Origin of the sequence: Chania multitudinisentens RB-25 (assembly GCF_000520015.2) — a bacterium.
GTDB classification, from domain to species: domain Bacteria; phylum Pseudomonadota; class Gammaproteobacteria; order Enterobacterales; family Enterobacteriaceae; genus Chania; species Chania multitudinisentens.
Genome location: NZ_CP007044.2, coordinates 2118983 through 2139343 on the forward strand (window position 1 = coordinate 2118983; position 20361 = coordinate 2139343).

The window sequence follows — 20361 nt, forward strand, 5'->3', positions numbered from 1 at the left end:
TTATCACCGCAGCAACCGCTGCGGTGATATCCGTTTTACGGCCCTTACTGGCAGATTATCGTCCCGGTTTTTCCCGCAATCCCTTCACGCGCTTTACTCAATACGGTGATCAGCGCTTGGCGTCCCGCTTTTGACTCAGCGAAAGCCAGGGCTGCCTCAACCTTGGGCAGCATCGATCCTTTAGCGAAATGTTCTTCTTCGATAAAGCGATGCGCGTCGGCCGGGCTCAGCCTATCCAGCCACTGTACGTCAGGCTTGCCATAGTTCAGTGCCACTTTCTCTACCGCCGTGAGAATAATCAACATATCGGCATCGATCATCTCTGCCAGCTTGGCGCTTGCCCAGTCTTTATCGATTACCGCACTGGCTCCGCGCAGGTGATTGCCCTCAACCAGCACCGGAATACCGCCGCCGCCGACGGTGATCACCACCTGATCCGCCTCCAGCATGGCGCGCACCGTTTCTTTTTCAATAATATCCTGTGGCTTTGGTGAGGCCACCACGCGGCGGTAACCACGGCCGGAATCTTCACGCAGGGTATGGCCGTTGCGCATCAGCCTCTCGGCCTCTTCTTTGGTGAAGAAAGAACCGATAGGCTTGGTGGGGTTGAGAAAAGCGGGATCGGCCGGATTCACCGCAACCTGCGTAATCAGCGTTGCAACCGGTTTATTGATACCGCGCTCCAGCAGTTCCTCACGCAGCGCATTTTGCAGATCATAACCGATATAGCCCTGGCTGAGCGCCACGCATACCGACATCGGCAGCATCGGCGTATGCGAATCGGCCTTCGCTGCGGCCTCGAAGGCCTGATTAATCATGCCTACCTGCGGGCCATTGCCGTGAGTCACCACCACCTGATGCCCGGCCGCTATCAGATCCGCAATTGCCTTTACCGTGGTTTTTACTGCCTGCATCTGCTCTGCCAGGCCATCGCCCAGCGCATTACCGCCCAGTGCCAGCACAATTCTCTTTTTCATTCGCCCTTATCCTTAATCTCAACAAATGGCCGACGGTGGATAAAACGTCCGTATCCTGCGCGACCCGTAAAATGCCCCTGTTTAGCCACGATCTCTCCCCGACAGAGCGTCAGCACCGGCCAGCCCTGACAGGAAAACCCCTCATAGGGAGAATAATCGGCATTATCGTGCAAATGCTGGTGCTGAATGGTTTGCTGCAATTGCGGCTCAAACAGCACCAAATCCGCATCCGCTCCCGGTTCAAGGCAGCCTTTTTGCGGCCACAGCCCGAATAACTGCGCGGGCCGGGTGCTGGTCAGCTCCACGAAGCGCGACGGTGAAATACGCCCGCTGGCTACGCCGTGGGAAAACAGCAGCGTCATGCGGTTTTCTACCCCCGGCAGCCCGTTGGGGCAGCGGCTGAAATCCTGCTGCGCCATCTGCTGACGCAGCCGATAGGGAAAGGTGCAGTGGTCGGTCGCGACGGTGTCAATGGAGCCGTCGGCAATCCCCACCCACAGCTTGTCCAGCTCGGCATGAGGACGGAGCGGGGGACTGAGGATATATTTCAGGCCGTCTGCGCGCAGATAGTGATTGATATCCAGCAGCAGATACTGCGGGCAGGTTTCCACCCAGACTTTCTGCCCCGAGCGCTTTGCCAGCCGGATATAGTCCAGCCCCAGGCCGTGGGAAAGGTGCACGATGTACAATGGCGCATTGTCCGCCAGACGCGCCAGATTGATCGTGCGGGCGATTGCCTCTGCCTCACACTCCAAAGGGCGGCTCAGCGCATGATAAATCGGTGCCGTTTTCCCCTGACGATGCAGTTCGGCACGGCGCCAGGCGATCGCGGCATCGTTTTCCGGGTGAACCGTCGTCAGCGCCCCGACTTCGCGCAGGCGGGAAAGCGCGCGCAGGATGTCGCCATCGTCGAGCTTATACTGATAGGTCAGGTACAGTTTAAAACTGCTGATCCCTTCCTCGCTGACCATTGCCGCCATTTCCGTCAGGATCTCATCATCAATATGCTGGATTACGCCGTGAAAACCGTAGTCAACGGCGGCTTGCCCTTCGGCATAGCGATGATAGGTAGCCAGTTGATGGTGCAGGCTACACCCCTGAGGGCCAAAACCCATATGATCCACAATGGTGGTGGTGCCGCCGCAGGCCGCAGCCCGAGTGCCGCTGAAGAAATCATCACAGCTTCTGGCGATGCCAACGTCAATATTAAAATGCGTGTGTACATCAATACCGCCGGGCATCACGTACAGGCCGGTAGCGTCAATGACTTCCACCGTATCATCGACAACGATACCCGCCGCGCGTTGGGCAATGTGTTCCCCCTGGATTAACAGATCCTGCTGGTACTCGCCCGTAGCATCGACCAGAGTACCGCCTTTGATCAGCCGCTTCATAACCCTTCCTCCGATCGGCAATGCCGGAGCTGCGCTATCGCTCCGGCCTGTCAGGGATCAATACCCGTCATTCTGCAATAATTGGGGGAGGGCTCCCCCTTGGGTACGGGCCTGTAACCTGAAGTTTACTTGCCCAACTCCTGCATATACAGCAGCGGAATGGCGGCATACATTGCGGCGCAGGTCACCAAATGCTGTTTCCATGTTTTTTCATTTGGCGCATGCGCTTCCGGCTCTTTTCCCGGGCCGAAGCCGATCACCGGAATACCGTGGCGGCCCATGATGGAAACGCCGTTGGTGGAGAAGGTCCACTTATCCACGGTGGGCTTCTTCCTGAACAATCCCTCATAGGCTTTGCTCAGGGTTTTCACCGTAATATGGTCTTCTTCCACCTTCCAGGTCGGGAAATAACACTCGGTTGGATACACCAGCCCGGTATAGGCAGGGCGGTCATAGTGATACATGGAAACCTCTGCCTTGGCCGCCTGAACGGCGGGCAGAGCGCGGATTTCTTCCAGTGCGCCTTCCCAGGTTTCGCCCCAGGTCAGGCGGCGGTCAATGGAAACCGCGCAGCTGTCGGCAACCGCACAGCGGCTCGGAGAGGTAAAGAAAATCTCGGAAACGGTCAGGGTGCCCTTACCCAGAAAATCATCATCGCCAAGGTTCTTTGACAGCCCCTGCAACTCATTCAGAATCGGGCCCATTTTGAAGATGGCATTATCGCCACGCTCCGGCGCGGAGCCGTGACAGCTCACGCCCTGTACGTCGATGCGAATCTCCATACGCCCACGCTGACCACGATAAATCTGGCAATCAGTGGGTTCGGTGCTGACCACAAACTCTGGGCGAATGTTGGATTGCTCAATAATGTACTGCCAGCACAGACCGTCGCAGTCTTCTTCCTGTACGGTGCCGGTCACCAGCAGGGTATACTGATCTTCCAGGCCTAACTCTTTGATAATCTTACCGGCATAGACCATGGAAGCCATCCCGCCTTCCTGGTCAGACGAGCCGCGCCCGCCGATGATTTCATCATCTTCCATTCCCTGATAGGGATCGAAGGTCCAGTTTTTCAGGTTACCCACGCCAACGGTGTCAATATGGGCATCCATGGCAATCAGGTGCGGCCCATGGCCGATATAGCCAAGAATATTACCCATCGGGTCGATTTCTACCTTATCGAACCCCACTTTTTCCATCTCTTCCTTGATGCGCAGCACCACGCGTTCTTCATCACAGCTTTCACTGGGGATGGCGATCATGTCGCGCAGGAACTGGGTCATATCGGCTTTATATTGATACGCTTTTTCCAATACCATCTCAAAAGGCACTTGCTTTCCCATTATCTGGTTTCTCCAAAACAATCATTGACAGGCGATACCCTGCTTACCCGGTGGGGCATTGATTCATTTCGTCTATCTGTGCTGCCCGCCACTCCCGGTACTTCGGGTAGATATCTTTCACAGCTATTGGGCGGAAACGCCGTGTTTCCCTTCCCAGACCACTTCTCGATAGTGTTTTACGTCAGTGTCCCCTTCGGTACTGATTGCCAGCACAATGGAGTCGGCATTCAACCCCAGCTTGCTCATCAGTTGCTCACGCAGTGGGTGGCAGTGCACCGCAGCCAGCAGCCCCACGCCCACCGCACCGGATTCACCGGAGATAATGCGCGGATCCTCACCGAGAGGGTTACCAAGAACGCGCATGCCCAGAGCGGCCACGCTGTCCTGACAGGAGATAAATTGAGTGGTGCAGTTTCTCAACAGCGGCCATCCCAACGGGTTAGGCTCTCCACAGGCGAGGCCCGCCATGATGGTGGCCATATCGCCTCCCACGCTGACCAGTTCCCCTTTCACGCCGGAACGGTAAACACAGTCAGCCAGCTCGGGCTCAACCACCACCGAGTGGAGATTTCTTGCCCCATAAATATCAACCAGATAGCCGAGCACTCCCGCCGCCATCGCCCCTACGCCAGCCTGCAACAGCACGTGCGTCGGTTGCCCCACCTTCAAAGCATTAATCTGTTCCACGGCCTCATCTGCCAGGGTGGCGTAGCCCTGCATAATCCAGGTGGGGATCTTGGTATAGCCTTCCCAGGCGGTATCCTGCACCACCTGCCAACCCCGTTCCTGTGCCTGCTTCATGGTCATGCGCACGGTGTCGTCATAGTTCATGTCCGTCACGATGCACTCGGCACCCAGCCGCAGGATATGGTCAACCCGCTCCTGGGCAGAGCCTTTCGGCATATAGACGACGGCGTTCTGCCCCAGTTGCTGCGCCGCCCAGGCCACACCGCGGCCGTGGTTGCCGTCAGTGGTTGTGGCAAACGTCATTTTTTCCGTCATCCGCGCCTTCACCGCGTCGAAGGAGAAATCGTTAATATTGATTTGATACTTTTCGCACAGCAGGCGCGCAATGGCATAGGCACCGCCCAGCATTTTGAAAGCGTTAAGCCCGAACCGCTTGGATTCATCCTTGACCAGCACTTTTTTGACGCCGATCAGGTGGGCAAATGCATCCAGTGAACACAGCGGCGTCGGCTGATAGCCTTGCAGTTTTTTATGAAAGGCGCGTGCTTTTTGCGCCTCCTCGCGCGAAAAGAGCGGGGAGGTTTCAGCGGTAAAATTCTGATTATCCGCAATATCCATTTTTAACGAAAAGACAGACATATTCAGACCTTAATAACGAGTACGATAGTCACCCGGATAATGCCAATGCTCACCTGGTGTCGCGCAATAGAGAGAAAAATGTGAACTTACCGGCGGTGCCGCGGCTCCAGCTGCGAGCGGCACCGTCATACCTGATTTATTTAACGCGTTGTTGAGCTTCCTTCAGCAATTGCTGTAGGATCAGGCTGGGTTTGGAGAACTTACGCGCCACAATCATGGCGGCGATGATGTAAGGCTTCCAACTGGCTTCCTTATAGGTGGCAATGCGGTATTTTTCGAAAACTCCCTCGCTAACTTCCCCTTCTTTACAGGAAACGCCGGAGATATCCGCAGGCAGGCAGTGCATATACAGCGCTTCCCCCTTCTTCGTCAGCTTCATCATCTCTTCCGTGCAGTGCCAGTCTTTATGCTTGGCATTCTGCGCCAGACACTGCTGTTCAAGAGTTTTCAGCCCGTCGTGGTTGTTGGCACGCAGCAGTTCGGTGCGTTGTTCCATCACTTTGTAAGGGGCCCAGGATTTGGGATAGACGATATCCGCATCTTTAAAGGCTTCCGCCATTGAGGTGACCTGGCGGAAGCTGCCGCCGGAGGCCGCTGCGTTATTCGCGGCAACTTCAACCACGTCGGGGATCAGATCGTAGCCTTCAGGATGGGCCAGCGTAACGTCCATACCAAAGCGGGTCATCAGGCCGATAATGCCCTGGGGTACGGAGAGCGGTTTACCGTAGCTGGGTGAATAGGCCCAGGTCATGGCAATTTTTTTGCCGCGCAGATTTTCCAGGCTGCCGAAATGCTCTTGCAGCCAGGCCAGGTCGGCCATTGACTGAGTCGGGTGGTCTATATCACATTGCAGATTAACCAGCGCCGGGCGCTGAGGCAGCACCCCCTGCTGAAAACCTTCATCTAGCGCCGCGCCGACCTCTCGCATATAGGCGTTGCCGGCACCGAGATACATATCATCGCGGATACCGATGGCATCGGCACAGAAGGAGATCATGTTGGCGGTTTCACGCACGGTTTCACCGTGAGCAATCTGTGATTTCCCCTCGTCCAGATCCTGCTGGGCCAGCCCCAGCATATTCAGTGCAGAAGCATAGGAAAAACGTGTGCGGGTGGAATTATCGCGAAAAACGGAAATACCTAAACCACTGTTGAAAATATTGGTGGCAATATTTTCGGTACGCATGGTTTTTAGCGCTTCGGCTATATTTAATACTGCCTGAAGTTCATCACGGCTCTGTTCCCAGGTTAATAAAAAATCCTTTTCATGCAGATTAGATTTTAATCCATTGAGCGTCTTAATCAATTCGTTCACTGTTTTCATCTGTCTGGCCCCAATAATAATAAATAGCCTGCTATCCGAGCGAATAACGAGATTATTCTGTCGAATGGAAATAATATGGTGCTAACAAGCTATCAATAATCGTGCCAATCATGAAATAATGAGACGTTAATCGGCAAAAATGAAATTATTATGTGATTTGCATGGCAAATATATTGCTTTTGAGGCGAAAAAGTATATATTTCCTGTACGTTGTCACAGCCCAGGCAGGGAATAAAATTTAATAAACAGCGGCGGATGATAAAAAACCAGCCAATACGACCAAAATGATAAACTAACGGAAAGAGGCGTTTATCATAATGATAATGACACTGGAAGCCACGGAAAATCCAGCCGAAAATAATGAATATAAATCAATGTATTAGTTATTAATAATGGTTAATGATGCAGTGACCACAGGTAAACTCGGCTGTTTTATTGTGCTGGCTTATTTTTCCCTTTAATAGAGTGCCATTTGATGCCTGTCATAACATAGCGACGTTATACGGGGTATTTTGTTGTGCTGTTTGACCGTCGCTATAGCGAGGCTGTGGAATAGACAATGGAATGGATCCCTACAGTCCTGAGGCGCTAGGCCTGCTGGGTGAGCAAGGGCAACCAACAGTGTTGCCCCCTGGAAGATGGACGAGGATATAACGTCCTGCTATCAAAGGATTCCCTATATGATAATTGAGAAATCCTCTTCGAATTTAATGCAGATCCAGCCGACGATCTTACGCTTTACTAAAATGCTCTCAAGCGTATTGCAGTTGGAAGTTGAAATTATTGATGCCAACATGATCCGGGTATCAGGTACTGGCCCTTACGGTAAATTTTTTGGCCGTACCCTTAACGGTAACTCGCGCCTGTTAAAACACGTGTTGGAAACCCATGAAGAAAAAGTCGTTATCCAATCGCAGTCTGACCCGCTGTGCATCGACTGCGGCATGCGGGAAAAATGCCAGGAGAAAGCCTTCCTTGGCATACCGATTATTGTTCAGGATACCTGCATCGGCGTGATCAGCCTGGTTGCTTTTACCACCGAACAGCAGCAGCGCCTGAAGGAGAATATTCAGGTTTTTTCCGACTACATTCGCCATATTTCTACCATCTTTGTCGCTAAGCTGCTTGATAGCCAGGGGCATAACGTTGAGGGATTAAACAAAATTTTTCTCACGCTGATCACCAATATGGACCAGGGCGTGATTGTTCTTGATGATGAGAATCAGGTGAAATTTATCAACCAGAATGCTCTGCAACAGTTGCAGACGACCCAGAACAAGATTGCCGGTAAAAGTATCAGTATCCGGCCGCTGACTTTTCAGCAGAACTACAGCGGTGGCCACCTGCAACATATTATCTCTTTTGATGAGCATCAGGAGCTGATCATCGGGCAGATGCATGATGTGCATAATCATCAGCTATTCCTGATGGCCTTCCATCAGTCACATACCCGATTATCCGAAGACTATAATCCCGATGAACCACAGATTGATCAGCTGATCGGCGAATGCAAACCCATCAGGGTGCTGAAACGCCTGATTACCCGCATCGCTCCCAGCCCTTCCAGCGTACTGATTGTGGGGGAAAGCGGCACGGGTAAAGAAGTGGTGGCGCGCGCCATTCATCGGCTGAGCGATCGGCATGATAAACCCTTTATTGCCATTAACTGCGCCGCCATTCCCGACCAACTGCTGGAAAGTGAGCTGTTCGGCTATGTGAAGGGCGCTTTCACCGGCGCTTCGACCAATGGAAAAGTCGGGCTGATTCAGTCCGCCAACAGCGGAACCCTGTTTTTAGACGAGATAGGGGACATGCCTTTGACGTTGCAGGCCAAGCTGCTGCGCGCCATCGAATCCCGTGAAGTGTTGCCTATTGGCTCCAGCAAGCCGGTGGCGGTGGATATTCGTATTATCTCTGCCACTAATCAGAATTTTGAGCAGTACATCGCGGAAGGCAAGTTTCGTGAAGATCTCTACTATCGGCTGAACGTTATCCCGCTCTCGCTGCCGCCGCTGCGGGAACGCCAGGGCGACATCGAGCTGCTGATGCATTTTTTCCTCAATCTTCACACCAAGCGCATTGGCAGCGTTTACCCTGGCGTCAGCCCGGAGGTTATCGCCCAGCTCAAGCAGTACCGCTGGCCGGGCAACGTGCGCGAACTCAGCAACCTGATGGAGTACCTGATCAATATCGTCCCCAACGGGGAAGTTATTGACAGCTCGCTGCTGCCGCCGAACTTCCTGGCGGCCAGCATAACGCCGGTTTATGCCCAGCCGCCGACAGAAGAAATCGCTGAGCTGGAGGATGCCCGCTGCGCTACCAATCTGGAGTCGATGGAAAAACAGCTGATCGAAGAAGCGCTGAAGCGCACTGCCAATAAGAAACAGGTGGCAAAGGAATTGGGCATCGGCGTTGCTACGCTGTATCGCAAGATCAAGAAGTATGAACTGACGTACTGGTCATAGCCGGATGAAAGCGCGGATTGAGCTTTAGTAGGCAGGTCGCTGGTGGGGCTTTACCCACCAGCACAGCGCCAAAACTGACCATCAGCATGGTTTTGTTTAAGCGTTTACGCTCTGGGGAAGCTGACGATACTGCTCCGGCGTATCAATATCCCAGTGGATGGCCGGATTTTCTACTGCCAGATAGCGCGGTTCATCGCTTTGAATAATCTGCTTCATGTTCTGCTCCGGCGTTGCCCGCTGCACCGTTTCAATCAGGCGCTGTGGCAGTAAAACCGGGTGCCCCTTGCCGCCTGCAAAGCGCGGGATCAGGCAATAGTCACCGCGCTGCTGCCACAGCTGTGCGTAAATAGAGCTGCTGATGCAGGGCATATCCCCCAGTGCCAGAAAAAAGTGCTGGCTCTCAATATGTTGCACCCCACAGCGAATCGAAGAAAACATCCCCTGATGATAGTCGGCGTTTGCCACCAGGCAGATCTGCGCATACCCGCTATAGCGCTGATGCAGCTCATCGCCACGATAGCCGGTCACCAGCACCACTCTGGAGCAAAACCCCAATGCGTTGTTTATTGCCGCATCCAGAATCGTTCCCTGCCGGTAGGGCAACATCATTTTCCAACTGCCCATGCGGGACGATAACCCCGCAGCCAGGATAAGAGCATCCGCCTGATCCGTTGCCATAGTCGTTTTCCCTGATTGTGCCGCCAGCGTGAATACCCTCCTTAACCGAAGCCGCAGCGCTTTAGCGAACTCCGGTTAATTCGGGGATTAAAATCTCGCTACCCGCAACGCCGGTTATTTTGCACTTAACACGGCTTTGATCGAGGTGATGATCGGTTGGTAACCGGTGCAGCGGCACAGATTCCCCTCCAGCGCCTCCTTCAGTTCCTCATCGCTGGGAGCTGGATTGCTGTCCAGCAGTGCCTTGGTGCTCATCAGCACTCCTGGGGTACAAAAGCCACACTGTACACCGCCGTATCGGATAAAGGCATTTTGCAGCCGCTTGCCGATAGGATCGTGATGCAGCGCTTCAACGGTGGTGATTTCTGCCCCTTGGCACTGAGCGGAAAGCACCAGACAGGAACAGACGGATTTACCATTCATAATCACCGTACAGGCACCGCACTCACCGACCGAGCACCCTTCTTTGGTGCCGGTCAGGTCCAGTTTTTCGCGCAGGAAGTCAAGCAGGCGCGTGTTGCCATCCACCTCAGCACTCCGGTTGATACCGTTTACCTTCATTGTAATCGTCGTCATTTCTACGCTCCTTACTGGCGCTGTTCGGCAAGTACTTCATTCATCACCTGGGTGAACATTTCAAGGAAAACCGGCATCTTATAGGCTGCCGACCAGCGTCCACCGATGGCTTTCTCCACCAGCTCGGTAAGAACGCTTCCCGCTGCGGCAATGGTGGATTCACTCAGCGTTTTGCCGATCAGCGCCTGTTCTACCGCCACTAAACGTTGCGGTTTGCTTAACAGAGCACCGTCTACCAGGCGGCAATAGTCCACCACGCCCTGCGGCGTCAGCGCCATTTGGCAGGTCAGGCTTTGCCGCGTAATGTTCAGCGCATTGCGCCGCCCTAACTGGTTATAGCGTTGTTGCAGCGGCCGCGTGACTGGAGCAGGCAAAATCACCTTCACCATCAGCTCATCCGCCTGCAACTGGGTTTTATAGCCGGAGATAATGAACTCACTGAGCGGCATGCAGCGCGTCCGGCTGGCGCTTTTCAACACCACCTCCGCATCGTGGATCACCAGCGGAGGCACCGAGTCAGCGCAGGGTGCCGCATTGATAATATTGCCGCCCAGCGTGGCGCGGTTGCGCAGTTGCAGGGAGCCAATGGTTTTACAGGCCGTGACCAGCAGCGGATAGCGTTCTTGTACCAACGGATGTGCAACCAGCTCGCTGAAGCAGACGCCAGCGCCAATGTGTAATCCTCCTTCACAGTCAACAATCTGCCGTAGCTCAGACAGCCCGGCGATGTTCACCAGTTTCTGTGGCTGCGTTTTCATCCGCGCCTGCACCAGCGCGTCGGTCCCTCCGGCCAGCGGCATCGTATGCTCCGCCATCATCATCTCCAGCGCCTCTGCCAACGACTGTGGCGTTTCAACGGCAAGGGTGTTCAGGCGCAGTACCTGTTTCTTCTCCTCACTTTCGGCCACCACTTCACTCTGCCGCACCGGTTTTTTCAGGTTATAACCCAGCTTCACCTGTTCCAGCGTCAGCGGCAGCGTATGGTTCCAGCGCCCCAGCGCAAAGTTGACGGCGTTGTTCAGCGCCGCCCCCCCCAGCTCCAGCACCGGTTCACCGATGACCTTGCCGCCAAAAGGACCGGCCTTGTCGCTATTCTCAACGGCGATAATCTGAATATCAGGCATATCCTTGATGGTCGGCAACAGATAGGTATCAAAGTTTTCCGACTTCACAACGCCCTGTTCAATATTAAAGTCTTCCAGCATGCCGTAGCCGACCATGCCCTGTAGCACGCCGCCGTAAACCTGCCCTTCAAAGCCTACCTTGTTAATCACCTTGCCCACGTCATGAGCGGCGGTAATCCGGTTGATCACGATCTTGCCGGTGCGGGTATCCACCGCGATATCGGCAATCTGGCAACCGTACACCCAGGTAAAGTAGGGGCTGCCGGTTCCTTTTTCCTCATCCCAATGAATACTCGGTGCCACGTGCCAGCCGTAGGCGGAGAGATTGGCGCCAGTGGCCTTGGTCATATCAACCACCTGCTGGAAACTCAACGCCTCCTGCGGCCGGTTACGGTGGAACACCCGGCCGTCGCGCCACACCAGATCGTCAATACTCTCCGCATGCAGGGCCGCCGCTACCGCGTCCGCCATACGGCGTTTGATTTTATTCGCTGCGCTGAGAATCGCCTGTCCCCCCATCAGCGTGCCGCGCGAGGCTACCGTTGAGCCACCGTCAGCAATCATCGAGGTTGCCGGTTCACTGAACATGATGCGATCCAGATCCAGGCCAAAAGCCTCGGCGGCAATCAGCGCCATTGTCGTCTGCAATCCCTGACCGTTTTCCGAAACCGAAGTTGAGATATTGATACTGCCGTCCGCATTAACCTGCATCAGCGCCGAGGAAGCATCCAGGCCTTCAGCCCCGAGAGAACAGCCGCGATGGCTGATAGCCAGACCGATACCGTAGCGGATCGGCCCACCCAGCGCGTTCAACTGCCGATAATGTTCGCGCTTGTGCTGAAACTCTGCGCTCTGCGTCGCTTTCAGCATCACTTCTTCAGCGGAAACGGTGTGCTCGCTGAACACCTGCCCCGCCATACTGGTATCGCCCTGCTTGAGGATATTGCGCTGCCGCAGTTCGATTGGGGTCAGGTTAAAATGTTCAGCTACTTCGTCCATCAGCGATTCGTTGGCGAAAATAACCTGCGGTGCGCCAAAGCCACGGAAGGCTGACGTATAGTTGTTGTTGGTGTACACGCCGGTCACGTCAACGCGCACGTTGGGAATATTGTAGGGCCCCGCCGCCTGAACGGAGCTACGCCAGGTAACGAAAACCGTCTGCCCGGCATAGCTGCCGCCGTCAGCAAGAATATCAATCTTGATCGCCTGGATACGCGCCTCATTATCCAGGCCAATCTTGTACTTCATCTTGTAGGGATGGCGTTTGTAGCTTTCGCGCATTGACTGTTCGCGGTTATAGCTGATTTTTACCGGCCGCTGAGTCAGATGCACCATCAACGCAGCGCGGCAGGCTAGGTGGTCGATAATGTCATCCTTGCCGCCGAAGGAGCCACCGAGCACCGAGCGTTTTACGTTAACCTTTGACTGCGGCAAATCAAGATACTTGGCGACGAATCCGCGTACCCGGTGAGCGTTCTGTATCGAACCGGTAATGGTCAGCACCTGTTCGTTGGGATCAACATAGGCGGTGATGGATTCTGGCTCAATGTAGGCGTGCTCCTGATAGCCCACCTCATATTCACGCTCGAAAATATGGGGCGATGCGGCAAACCCCGCCTCAATATCGCCCTTCACCGTATGATGGTGATTGATGATGTTACTTTCCGTATCGCTGTGGATCAGCCGGGCACCGGGTTTGATGGCCTCTTCCACATCCACAATCGGGGCATGCGGGGTATAGCTGATGTTGATCTTGTCGGCTGCCAGACAGGCCGCCTCGTAGGTTTCTGCCGCAATCACCGCAACAACATCGCCACGGTAGATCACTTCACGATCGATAATCGGCGGATAGTCAGGGATCACCACGCCAATCTTCTGAACGCCAGGGATATCTTTATAAGTGGCAATTTTGACCACGCCAGGCACCTGCTCTGCGGCCGACAGATCGATAGCGGTAATCACGCCCGCCGGAATATCCGCGTAGCGGCACACGCCGTACAGCATGTTCTTCATTTTTATATCATCGCCGTACAACGCCGCGCCTGTTACTTTCGCCAGGCCGTCGACTCGTGGTACTGACTTGCCCACTGACATTGTATCCATAGCATTCTCCATTATTCATATTTCATCATTGCTAACAGACAGCGCTGAAATATTTTTCGGGTGTGAGATGAAGATAAATCAAGCAATTGCTATGCCACGCAACGTCAACTTGAATATAAATATTGCAGTTTGTGATTGCGTATAAATAAAATCGCGAAATAAAACGTGAAATGACGCATTACATTAACATTTCGCTCATATCATTATTTCAAGTTGATACGCGTTTTTTCATTATGAGAAATTTATCGTTGCCCTTTCCGCACGCAATTAACAATAAGAATCAATTCACTCATACATCACCGAAATAATGTGATAGTGCGCAAATTATCGCGATTAAATTTATTACTTGCGCATTTTTGCCCTGTTTCTTGCATTTATTCCCGGTAACCAAATTCATTTGAGCTACGGCAGTAGGCCACGAGGGTAAGTCTGCCCGCCATATTTCAAGTTGCTTGGGGGTTGGTTTCACTCGCTTCCCCTGTGGGCTAGCACTTGCTTACCGCCGACAGGCAACTCGAATGATTTTAGGTATATGCACCTGAACCAGTAAGGGAGAAAATATGAATCGGTTTGTTATCGCTCATGCCCATGACTGTATCGGATGTCGGGCCTGCGAAGTTGCCTGTGTAATGTCTCACAATATGGCCAGCTATCCAGACAGTGCCGATGAGTTTCATCCCAGAATTAAGGTGATCAAGGGGATCGTTCAAACAACGGCGGTGCTCTGCCGCCACTGTGAGGATGCCCCCTGCGCCAAAGTCTGCCCGACGCAGGCGCTGGTTCGCCGCAATGACAGTATTCAACTGCTCAAAGAACGCTGTATTGGCTGTAAAACCTGCGCCATCGCTTGCCCTTTTGGCACCATGAGCATAGTGACTGAAAGCGTACCACAGGGGGCATCTGCACAGGCTGTTGCCCATAAATGCGACCTCTGTGCCGGTAACGCGGCAGGGCAGGCCTGTGTAAACGCTTGCCCCACCCAAGCGCTACGCCTGTTCAGTCCACAGGCGCTGCACGATAGCCTGCGCGAGAAACAGCGCAACAGTGCGCTGCGTAGCTCAGGTTCAGCGCAGCAGCGGCCGAGGGCAGAGTATCGGGTGGCTGCTCTGTTGTCATCACTGCCCCAGCGCCCGCGCGTTGAAGCGGAAAAAACCGCCATTGAACTGCGAAAAACCACCTTCGTCGAAACCTATCAGCCCCTCTCAACCCCGCAGATGGAGGCTCAGGCTGGCCGTTGCCTTTCCTGTAGTGAACACGCCGTTTGCGAGTGGACCTGCCCACTGCACAACAACATCCCTGAGCTGCTGCGGCTGGCCAAGGCGGGGCGCATTCTGGAAGCCGTCGAACTTTCTCACCGCACCAGCACGCTGCCCGAAGTGTGCGGCCGCGTCTGCCCGCAGGATCGCCTGTGCGAAGGCTCCTGTACCCTGAACGGTAGCCACGGTTCGGTTACCGTAGGGAATGTTGAACGCTACATCACCGATACCGCGCTTGAGATGGGCTGGACACCCGATCTTTCCCACGTTATTCCCAGCGGCAAACGGGTCGCCGTGATCGGTGCTGGCCCGGCAGGCTTGGGTTGTGCCGATATTCTGGCGCGCAACGGTGTTCAGGCCGTGGTCTTTGATCGCCATCCAGAAATTGGCGGCCTGTTAACCTTCGGTATTCCCGCCTTCAAGCTGGATAAAGAGATCCTGATCGCTCGGCGCAGATTATTTACTCAGATGGGGATCGAATTCTGTCTGAATACCGAGGTAGGTAAGGATATTTCCCTTGAGCAGTTGCTTGATGAATTCGACGCGGTGTATGTCGGTGTCGGCACCTATGAATCCATGAAGGCCGGTCTGGATAATGAGGACGCTCCCGGGGTCTTTGCCGCACTGCCGTTCCTGATTGCCAACACCAAGCATGAAATGGGGTTGCCCGAACTGCCCCATGAACCTTACCTCAATCTGGCCGGCAAGCGTGTGGTGGTGCTCGGCGGTGGCGATACGGCAATGGACTGCCTGCGTACCTCAGTACGCCAGGGAGCCGCCAAGGTGACCTGCGCCTATCGCCGCGATGAGGCCAATATGCCGGGCTCGAAAAAGGAGGTGAAGAACTCCCGCGAAGAGGGAGCGGAATTTATGTTCAACGTGCAGCCGCAGTATATCCAGCTTACCCCACAGGGCGAAGTTGCCGGTATCGGGCTGATCCGTACCGCGCTGGGAGAACCCGACGCCAGCGGCCGCCAGCGACCGCGCCCCATTCCCGACTCCGCGTTTTTGCTGGAGGCAGACGCGGTGATTATGGCTTTCGGCTTCAGCGCCCACCCGATGCCCTGGCTTGATGGTGCCGACGTTAAGCGCAACTCGTGGGGATTGATTGAGGCTACGGCAAGCAGCCGCTATCCCTATCAGACCAGCCATCCGAAAATTTTTGCCGGTGGCGATGCCGTTCGCGGTGCGGATTTAGTGGTCACCGCAATGGCGGATGGCCGTAAAGCCGCTCAGGGGATCATTGCGGCACTGGGGGTCACTCCACAGTCGCAGTCACCCGTCCGTTCAGCCCAAGAGGAGAGGGTATGATGAACCCATTTATACTGGCCGATGCCGATCGGTGTATCGGCTGCCGCACCTGTGAAATTGCCTGCGCCGTTGCTCACGCTGGAGATAACGCGGCCGTACTGAGCACACGGCATTTCTTCCCGCGTCTGCGTATTGTGAAAACCACGCAGGTCAGCGTGCCGATTATCTGCCGCCAGTGTGAAAATGCCCCCTGCGCCAACGTTTGCCCCAGCGGCGCTATCGTTCGCAGCCGCAGCGGTATGCAGGTTATTCAGGCGCTCTGCATTGGATGTAAAAGCTGCGCGGTGGCCTGCCCGTTCGGGGCCATTGAGGTAGTGACCATGCCGCCGCTCACCGCGCTTGACCGGGAGGATACGCATAACAGCGAGGCGCATAAATGCGACCTCTGTACCGATCGTGCCAAAGGGCCGGCCTGCATTGAGGTGTGCCCAACTCATGCACTCCAGCTCATCAGCCCAGCCACTCTCCAGCAGCAGATCGCCCAAAAACAGCGAGAGACCGCCTGTAATAACGCGGATATTCATCTGTTTTAATCTGTGCTGGCTACAGGAGCCTTACTATGGAAAAAGTACTCACGGTTTGCCCCTACTGCGGTTCAGGATGCAAGCTCAACCTGCTGGTTGAGCAGGGTAAAGTGGTTGGCGCCGAAGCTGCCGATGGCGTCACCAATCAGGGAACACTCTGCCTGAAAGGGTATTACGGCTGGGATTTTCTCAATGATACCCGCTTGCTCACTCCGCGTTTGAAGCAACCGATGATCCGCCGCCAGCGCGGTGGGCCCTTTGAAAACGTGGATTGGGATGAAGCCATTCAGTTTGTCAGCACCCGGCTTGCAGAAATCAAACAGCAACACGGCGCAGAGGCCATTATGGTGACCGGTTCTTCGCGCGGGCCGGGTAACGAAACCAACTATGTGATGCAGAAATTCGTCCGCGCCGCGCTCGGCAGCAATAATATCGACTGCTGCGCCCGCGTCTGCCACGGCCCTTCCGTCGCCGGACTACAGGTCACGCTGGGCAACGGTGCCATGAGCAACTCCATTGGCGATATTGAGAACAGCGACTGCCTGCTGATCTTCGGCTATAACGCCGCAGATTCTCACCCCATCGTGGCGCGCCGTATTCTGAAAGCCAAACAGAACGGTGCCAAGATTATCGTCTGCGATCCCCGCTATATTGAAACCGCGCGCCTGGCGGATCTTTGGCTACCGCTGAACAACGGCAGCAATATGGCACTGGTGAACAGCTTCGCTAACGTCCTGATCGAAGAAGGACTTTATCAGCATCAGTATGTGGCGCAGCACACCGAAGGCTTTACCGAATACCGGCAAACCGTCAGTCGCTATACGCCGGAGTATGTGGCAGCTATCACCGGCCTTACGCCAGCGCAGATCCGCGAAGCCATGCAGATCTATGCCGGTGCCAAAAACGCAACCATCCTATGGGGGATGGGGGTGACCCAGTGGGGGCAGGGTGTTGACGTCGTTAAAGGCCTTTCAGGCTTGGCGCTGCTGACCGGTAATCTTGGCCGCCCTGCCGTTGGCGTCGGCCCCGTGCGTGGGCAGAATAACGTGCAGGGTGCCTGCGATATGGGAGCATTACCCAACACCTTTCCCGGTTATCAATCGGTCACCGACAGCGCGGCGCGCAGCAAGTTTGCTCAGGCGTGGGGGGTGAAAAAGCTGTCTGGCAAGATAGGCTGCGCCATCACCGAAGTGCCGCACAGGGTGATGGAAGGCAAACTGAAAGCCTACTACATCATGGGGGAAGATCCGCTCCAGACCGAGCCTGATCTGTCGCTGATGCGCCAGGCCTTCGAGAAGCTTGAGCTGGTCGTCGTGCAGGACATCTTCATGACCAAAACCGCCGCGATGGCCGATGTGATCCTGCCAGCAACCTCCTGGGGGGAACACGAAGGTGTCTATACCAGCGCCGACCGCGGTTTTCAGCGTTTCGCCAAGGCCGTGGAGCCGGATGGCAATGTGCTGCCTGACTGGCAGATTATCAGCCGCATCTCAACTGCCATGGGTTATCCCATGCACTACCGCAACACGCAGGAGATCTGGGATGAGCTGCGCGGCTTATGCCCACTCTATGCCGGTGTAACTTACGAAAAGATGGCGGGGCTGGGCTATGTTCAGTGGCCCTGCCCGGATGAGGCCCACCCCGGCACGCCTTATTTGTACAAGGATAATATTTTTTCCCGCCCCGGCGGCAAAGGGCTGTTGTTCGCCTGTGAATGGCGCCCACCGCAGGAACAGACGGATGCACAGTATCCGCTGGTACTCTGTACCGTGCGCGAGGTGGGGCACTATTCCTGCCGCTCCATGACCGGTAATTGCAGCGCGCTGCAAACGCTGGCTGACGAGCCGGGCTATGTACAGATCAACGATACGGATGCCGCCGCTCTGGGCATCAAAGATAACCAACTGGTGTGGATCAGCTCGCGCCGAGGTAAGGTGATCAGCCGCGCTCAGGTAAGTGGCCGCACTAACCGGGGGGCCGTCTATATGACCTATCAGTGGTGGATTGGAGCCTGTAATGAGCTGACGCTGGATCATCTCGATCCGATTGCCAAAACGCCGGAGTACAAACACTGCGCCGTGAAGCTGGAAGCCATTGACGATCAACACTGGGCGGAAAGCTACGTTATACAGCAGTATGACCAGTTAAAAGCACGGCTGCGCAACACCGCCGCCGTCTGATACCTTTCAGGCTATCCGGTTATCATCGGATAGCCTTGTTGTATACACCTTCTTGCCGGGATCGCTGTGGCTATGACGCAATTCACGCCGAATAAACAGACTGATCCGGCGGCATTTCATAACGATTTAAAAAGAGAGAGCCTGTAACTTATTGCTGTTGAGCCAGTTTGTTACTATCACAACCTGTGCTCTTACACTCACGTTCCACGCTTTTCAGGAAATTGATCCGGCTTTGCATGGTTTTGTTTGAGCATTCAAGGAACAGACGCGAACCGTCGCTGCATTCGTTATCCCGGCTTTGCAGCCACTGGAGCTGCGATTGTTTCAGCGTTTGTTTTTGCTGTTGATTCAGCAGAGCCATGACTTTTTTGTATTCCACATTCAGTTCCTGATCCAACTGAACCATTTCCAGTGACGCACAGTAGGTTCTGTCATAGGCGTTACGTGGGTTGTCACAACCACCCGCCAACGCAGTGGCAGAAACCAACAGCAATGAACATCCCAAGATTGTTTGTTTAATCACGTCGTACTTCTCCTTATGGTGTTGGCAATGCATCAGATTGTACAAAAAATAGTTACGGGGCACAGCTTAATGTTTTGATTCTTAAGGCCATCAAGTCGGTTTCATTCTGCAACTGTGATGAATAAGGTTAATTTGATAAGGCTTTCAGTTGTTCCAATAAATCTTCGCTTAACGGAATACAGTGGATATCTTCCAACCTTTGTACTGCGCGATGGGTAAAGTTCATGTCGCTGAGATGGTGCTTACGATATTCTGTTGGCGTCATATTGCAGTATTTATTGAAGGCGACAATCAGATGCTTGTGTTCCCTAAAGCCACAAATATGGCTGATTTCTGTAATGGGATAAGAAGTATCTTTTAATAATTGCCGCGCTTTATTGACTCTGGTTAGCGTTAAATACTCTTTGAAATTGTGATTACTGACTCTTTTAAACATACGAGAAAAATAGTGATAACTGACCCCGGAATAGTCAGCCAGCAGACCGAGGCTCAATTCCTGTTCGTAGTGCTGATTGATGTATTCGATACTCTTTTTGATCATTTCAAGGTCGTGGGCAAGAATCTGGTTGTTAGGGGCGGGCTTACCTGCTTTTACCAGTGAATCCAAAAGAAGATAAATGGTTGCAATGCGGCGAAAAGAGGGAGCAAGGTGTAGCAGATCCTCAACGAGATGGGCAATCATCCGGTAGACCTGACGATCGTCTTCATGTTTTCTGTCGCGCCACTCCACGGAATAGTTAGTCTTAGGTGCAGGATGGGCCTCATCGAACAACAGAGGGGAAAACTGTATTGTCAGTAGGCTGCTGTCCGCAACACGAGCCTGTAGCGAATGGATGTCTTCTGCATTGATATACAGCAGATCGCCCGTGGAGAAGGATTGGGTATGGTTGTTAACGGAGATCGAAAATCCACCGGATAAAACCAATATCAATTCCGGTGCAGGATGCCAATGGGGTTCACAGTAGCGAACCTCTGCGGAAAATACGTTCAGTTTTTCGGAGTTAAACGTAATTAGCTCGTAGCCGGGTTGCCCTGACCGTGATTTCGTGGGTGGCGAAGCTTGCTGCCGGGTAACAGAAAAGGGGAACATAGACGGTGCTCCAGGGGAATAAAATGGCTTTCCTGGTCAGAAAGCTTACATATACCCGTCGCCCTTCAAGATGCAGGGGTGTTGGCTACGTTACTTGCCTCTTCGGGGCCGCTGTAAGCAGCGTTCAAATCAGCCCCGGCAGATTTGTCTTTCACCCTAGTCACACT

General features: G+C 54.1%; 14 protein-coding genes. 4 read left to right on the forward strand and 10 right to left on the reverse strand.

Annotated elements, in window-relative coordinates:
- Positions 1-44: 44 nt before the first annotated feature.
- The 5 genes from arcC to ygeW all read right to left on the reverse strand — a co-directional run bounded on the left by arcC (position 45) and on the right by ygeW (position 6364).
- A complete protein-coding gene (gene arcC, locus Z042_RS09385) occupies positions 45-977 on the reverse strand; it encodes a carbamate kinase (RefSeq protein WP_024910059.1) in 933 nt (310 codons plus the stop codon).
- Positions 974-2371 carry a dihydropyrimidinase gene (gene hydA / locus Z042_RS09390; RefSeq protein ID WP_024910060.1) on the reverse strand — a complete coding sequence of 466 codons (1398 nt, stop codon included), beginning with the start codon at positions 2369-2371 and terminating at the stop codon, positions 974-976. The genes arcC and hydA overlap by 4 nt, the downstream gene beginning before the upstream one ends.
- A 125-nt stretch (positions 2372-2496) precedes the next feature.
- Positions 2497-3714: a YgeY family selenium metabolism-linked hydrolase gene (locus Z042_RS09395; protein WP_024910061.1), complete on the reverse strand. Its 1218-nt coding sequence runs from the start codon at positions 3712-3714 to the stop codon at positions 2497-2499.
- A 123-nt stretch (positions 3715-3837) separates the two neighbouring features.
- The gene (gene dpaL, locus Z042_RS09400) at positions 3838-5040 is read right to left on the reverse strand and encodes a diaminopropionate ammonia-lyase (protein ID WP_024910062.1); all 1203 of its coding nucleotides are present in this window, start codon (positions 5038-5040) and stop codon (positions 3838-3840) included.
- A gap of 136 nt (positions 5041-5176) precedes the next feature.
- A complete protein-coding gene (gene ygeW, locus Z042_RS09405) occupies positions 5177-6364 on the reverse strand; it encodes a knotted carbamoyltransferase YgeW (RefSeq protein WP_024910063.1) in 1188 nt (395 codons plus the stop codon).
- Between the two features lie 680 nt (positions 6365-7044).
- On the opposite strand from ygeW, the gene Z042_RS09410 reads away from it, so the two are divergent.
- Positions 7045-8829, forward strand: a complete 1785-nt coding sequence (locus Z042_RS09410) for a sigma-54 interaction domain-containing protein (protein WP_024910064.1) — start codon at positions 7045-7047, stop codon at positions 8827-8829.
- 96 nt (positions 8830-8925) lie between these two features.
- Here Z042_RS09410 and mocA read toward each other — a convergent pair whose 3' ends face one another.
- The 3 genes from mocA to Z042_RS09425 form a co-directional block, all read right to left on the reverse strand.
- On the reverse strand, positions 8926-9507 hold the full coding sequence (gene mocA / locus Z042_RS09415; protein ID WP_024910065.1) for a molybdenum cofactor cytidylyltransferase: 582 nt from the start codon (positions 9505-9507) through the stop codon (positions 8926-8928).
- Between the two features lie 114 nt (positions 9508-9621).
- Entirely contained in the window at positions 9622-10083 is a 462-nt protein-coding gene (locus Z042_RS09420) for a (2Fe-2S)-binding protein (RefSeq protein WP_024910066.1), read from the reverse strand.
- Between the two features lie 11 nt (positions 10084-10094).
- Positions 10095-13310, reverse strand: a complete 3216-nt coding sequence (locus tag Z042_RS09425; protein WP_024910067.1) for a molybdopterin cofactor-binding domain-containing protein — start codon at positions 13308-13310, stop codon at positions 10095-10097.
- A 560-nt stretch (positions 13311-13870) separates the two neighbouring features.
- On the opposite strand from Z042_RS09425, the gene aegA reads away from it, so the two are divergent.
- From aegA to fdhF, 3 genes are read left to right on the forward strand one after another with little or no spacing between them, the layout of a single operon-like run.
- The gene (aegA, locus tag Z042_RS09430; protein WP_024910068.1) at positions 13871-15877 is read left to right on the forward strand and encodes a formate-dependent uric acid utilization protein AegA; all 2007 of its coding nucleotides are present in this window, start codon (positions 13871-13873) and stop codon (positions 15875-15877) included.
- Positions 15877-16410 carry a 4Fe-4S binding protein gene (locus tag Z042_RS09435; protein ID WP_024910069.1) on the forward strand — a complete coding sequence of 178 codons (534 nt, stop codon included), beginning with the start codon at positions 15877-15879 and terminating at the stop codon, positions 16408-16410. Before aegA ends, Z042_RS09435 begins: the two co-directional genes overlap by 1 nt.
- Positions 16411-16436: 26 nt before the next feature.
- Positions 16437-18581 (forward strand): formate dehydrogenase subunit alpha, encoded by a 2145-nt coding sequence (gene fdhF / locus Z042_RS09440; protein WP_024910070.1) that lies wholly within the window; start codon positions 16437-16439, stop codon positions 18579-18581.
- A gap of 148 nt (positions 18582-18729) precedes the next feature.
- On the opposite strand, the gene Z042_RS09445 is transcribed toward fdhF, so the two are convergent.
- Together Z042_RS09445 and Z042_RS09450 are read right to left on the reverse strand one after the other, a co-directional pair.
- Positions 18730-19104: a lysozyme inhibitor LprI family protein gene (locus tag Z042_RS09445; RefSeq protein ID WP_024910071.1), complete on the reverse strand. Its 375-nt coding sequence runs from the start codon at positions 19102-19104 to the stop codon at positions 18730-18732.
- A 127-nt stretch (positions 19105-19231) separates the two neighbouring features.
- Positions 19232-20194 carry an AraC family transcriptional regulator gene (locus Z042_RS09450; RefSeq protein ID WP_037405414.1) on the reverse strand — a complete coding sequence of 321 codons (963 nt, stop codon included), beginning with the start codon at positions 20192-20194 and terminating at the stop codon, positions 19232-19234.
- Between the last annotated feature and the right edge of the window lie 167 nt (positions 20195-20361).

Bases quoted from the DNA above. Each gene is read 5' to 3' on its own strand.
- arcC (WP_024910059.1), bottom strand. From the start codon at position 977: ATGAAAAAGAGAATTGTGCTGGCACTGGGCGGTAATGCGCTGGGCGAT.
- hydA (WP_024910060.1), bottom strand. From the start codon at position 2,371: ATGAAGCGGCTGATCAAAGGCGGTACTCTGGTCGATGCTACGGGCGAG.
- Z042_RS09395 (WP_024910061.1), bottom strand. From the start codon at position 3,714: ATGGGAAAGCAAGTGCCTTTTGAGATGGTATTGGAAAAAGCGTATCAA.
- dpaL (WP_024910062.1), bottom strand. From the start codon at position 5,040: ATGTCTGTCTTTTCGTTAAAAATGGATATTGCGGATAATCAGAATTTT.
- ygeW (WP_024910063.1), bottom strand. From the start codon at position 6,364: ATGAAAACAGTGAACGAATTGATTAAGACGCTCAATGGATTAAAATCT.
- Z042_RS09410 (WP_024910064.1), top strand. From the start codon at position 7,045: ATGATAATTGAGAAATCCTCTTCGAATTTAATGCAGATCCAGCCGACG.
- mocA (WP_024910065.1), bottom strand. From the start codon at position 9,507: ATGGCAACGGATCAGGCGGATGCTCTTATCCTGGCTGCGGGGTTATCG.
- Z042_RS09420 (WP_024910066.1), bottom strand. From the start codon at position 10,083: ATGACGACGATTACAATGAAGGTAAACGGTATCAACCGGAGTGCTGAG.
- Z042_RS09425 (WP_024910067.1), bottom strand. From the start codon at position 13,310: ATGGATACAATGTCAGTGGGCAAGTCAGTACCACGAGTCGACGGCCTG.
- aegA (WP_024910068.1), top strand. From the start codon at position 13,871: ATGAATCGGTTTGTTATCGCTCATGCCCATGACTGTATCGGATGTCGG.
- Z042_RS09435 (WP_024910069.1), top strand. From the start codon at position 15,877: ATGAACCCATTTATACTGGCCGATGCCGATCGGTGTATCGGCTGCCGC.
- fdhF (WP_024910070.1), top strand. From the start codon at position 16,437: ATGGAAAAAGTACTCACGGTTTGCCCCTACTGCGGTTCAGGATGCAAG.
- Z042_RS09450 (WP_037405414.1), bottom strand. From the start codon at position 20,194: ATGTTCCCCTTTTCTGTTACCCGGCAGCAAGCTTCGCCACCCACGAAA.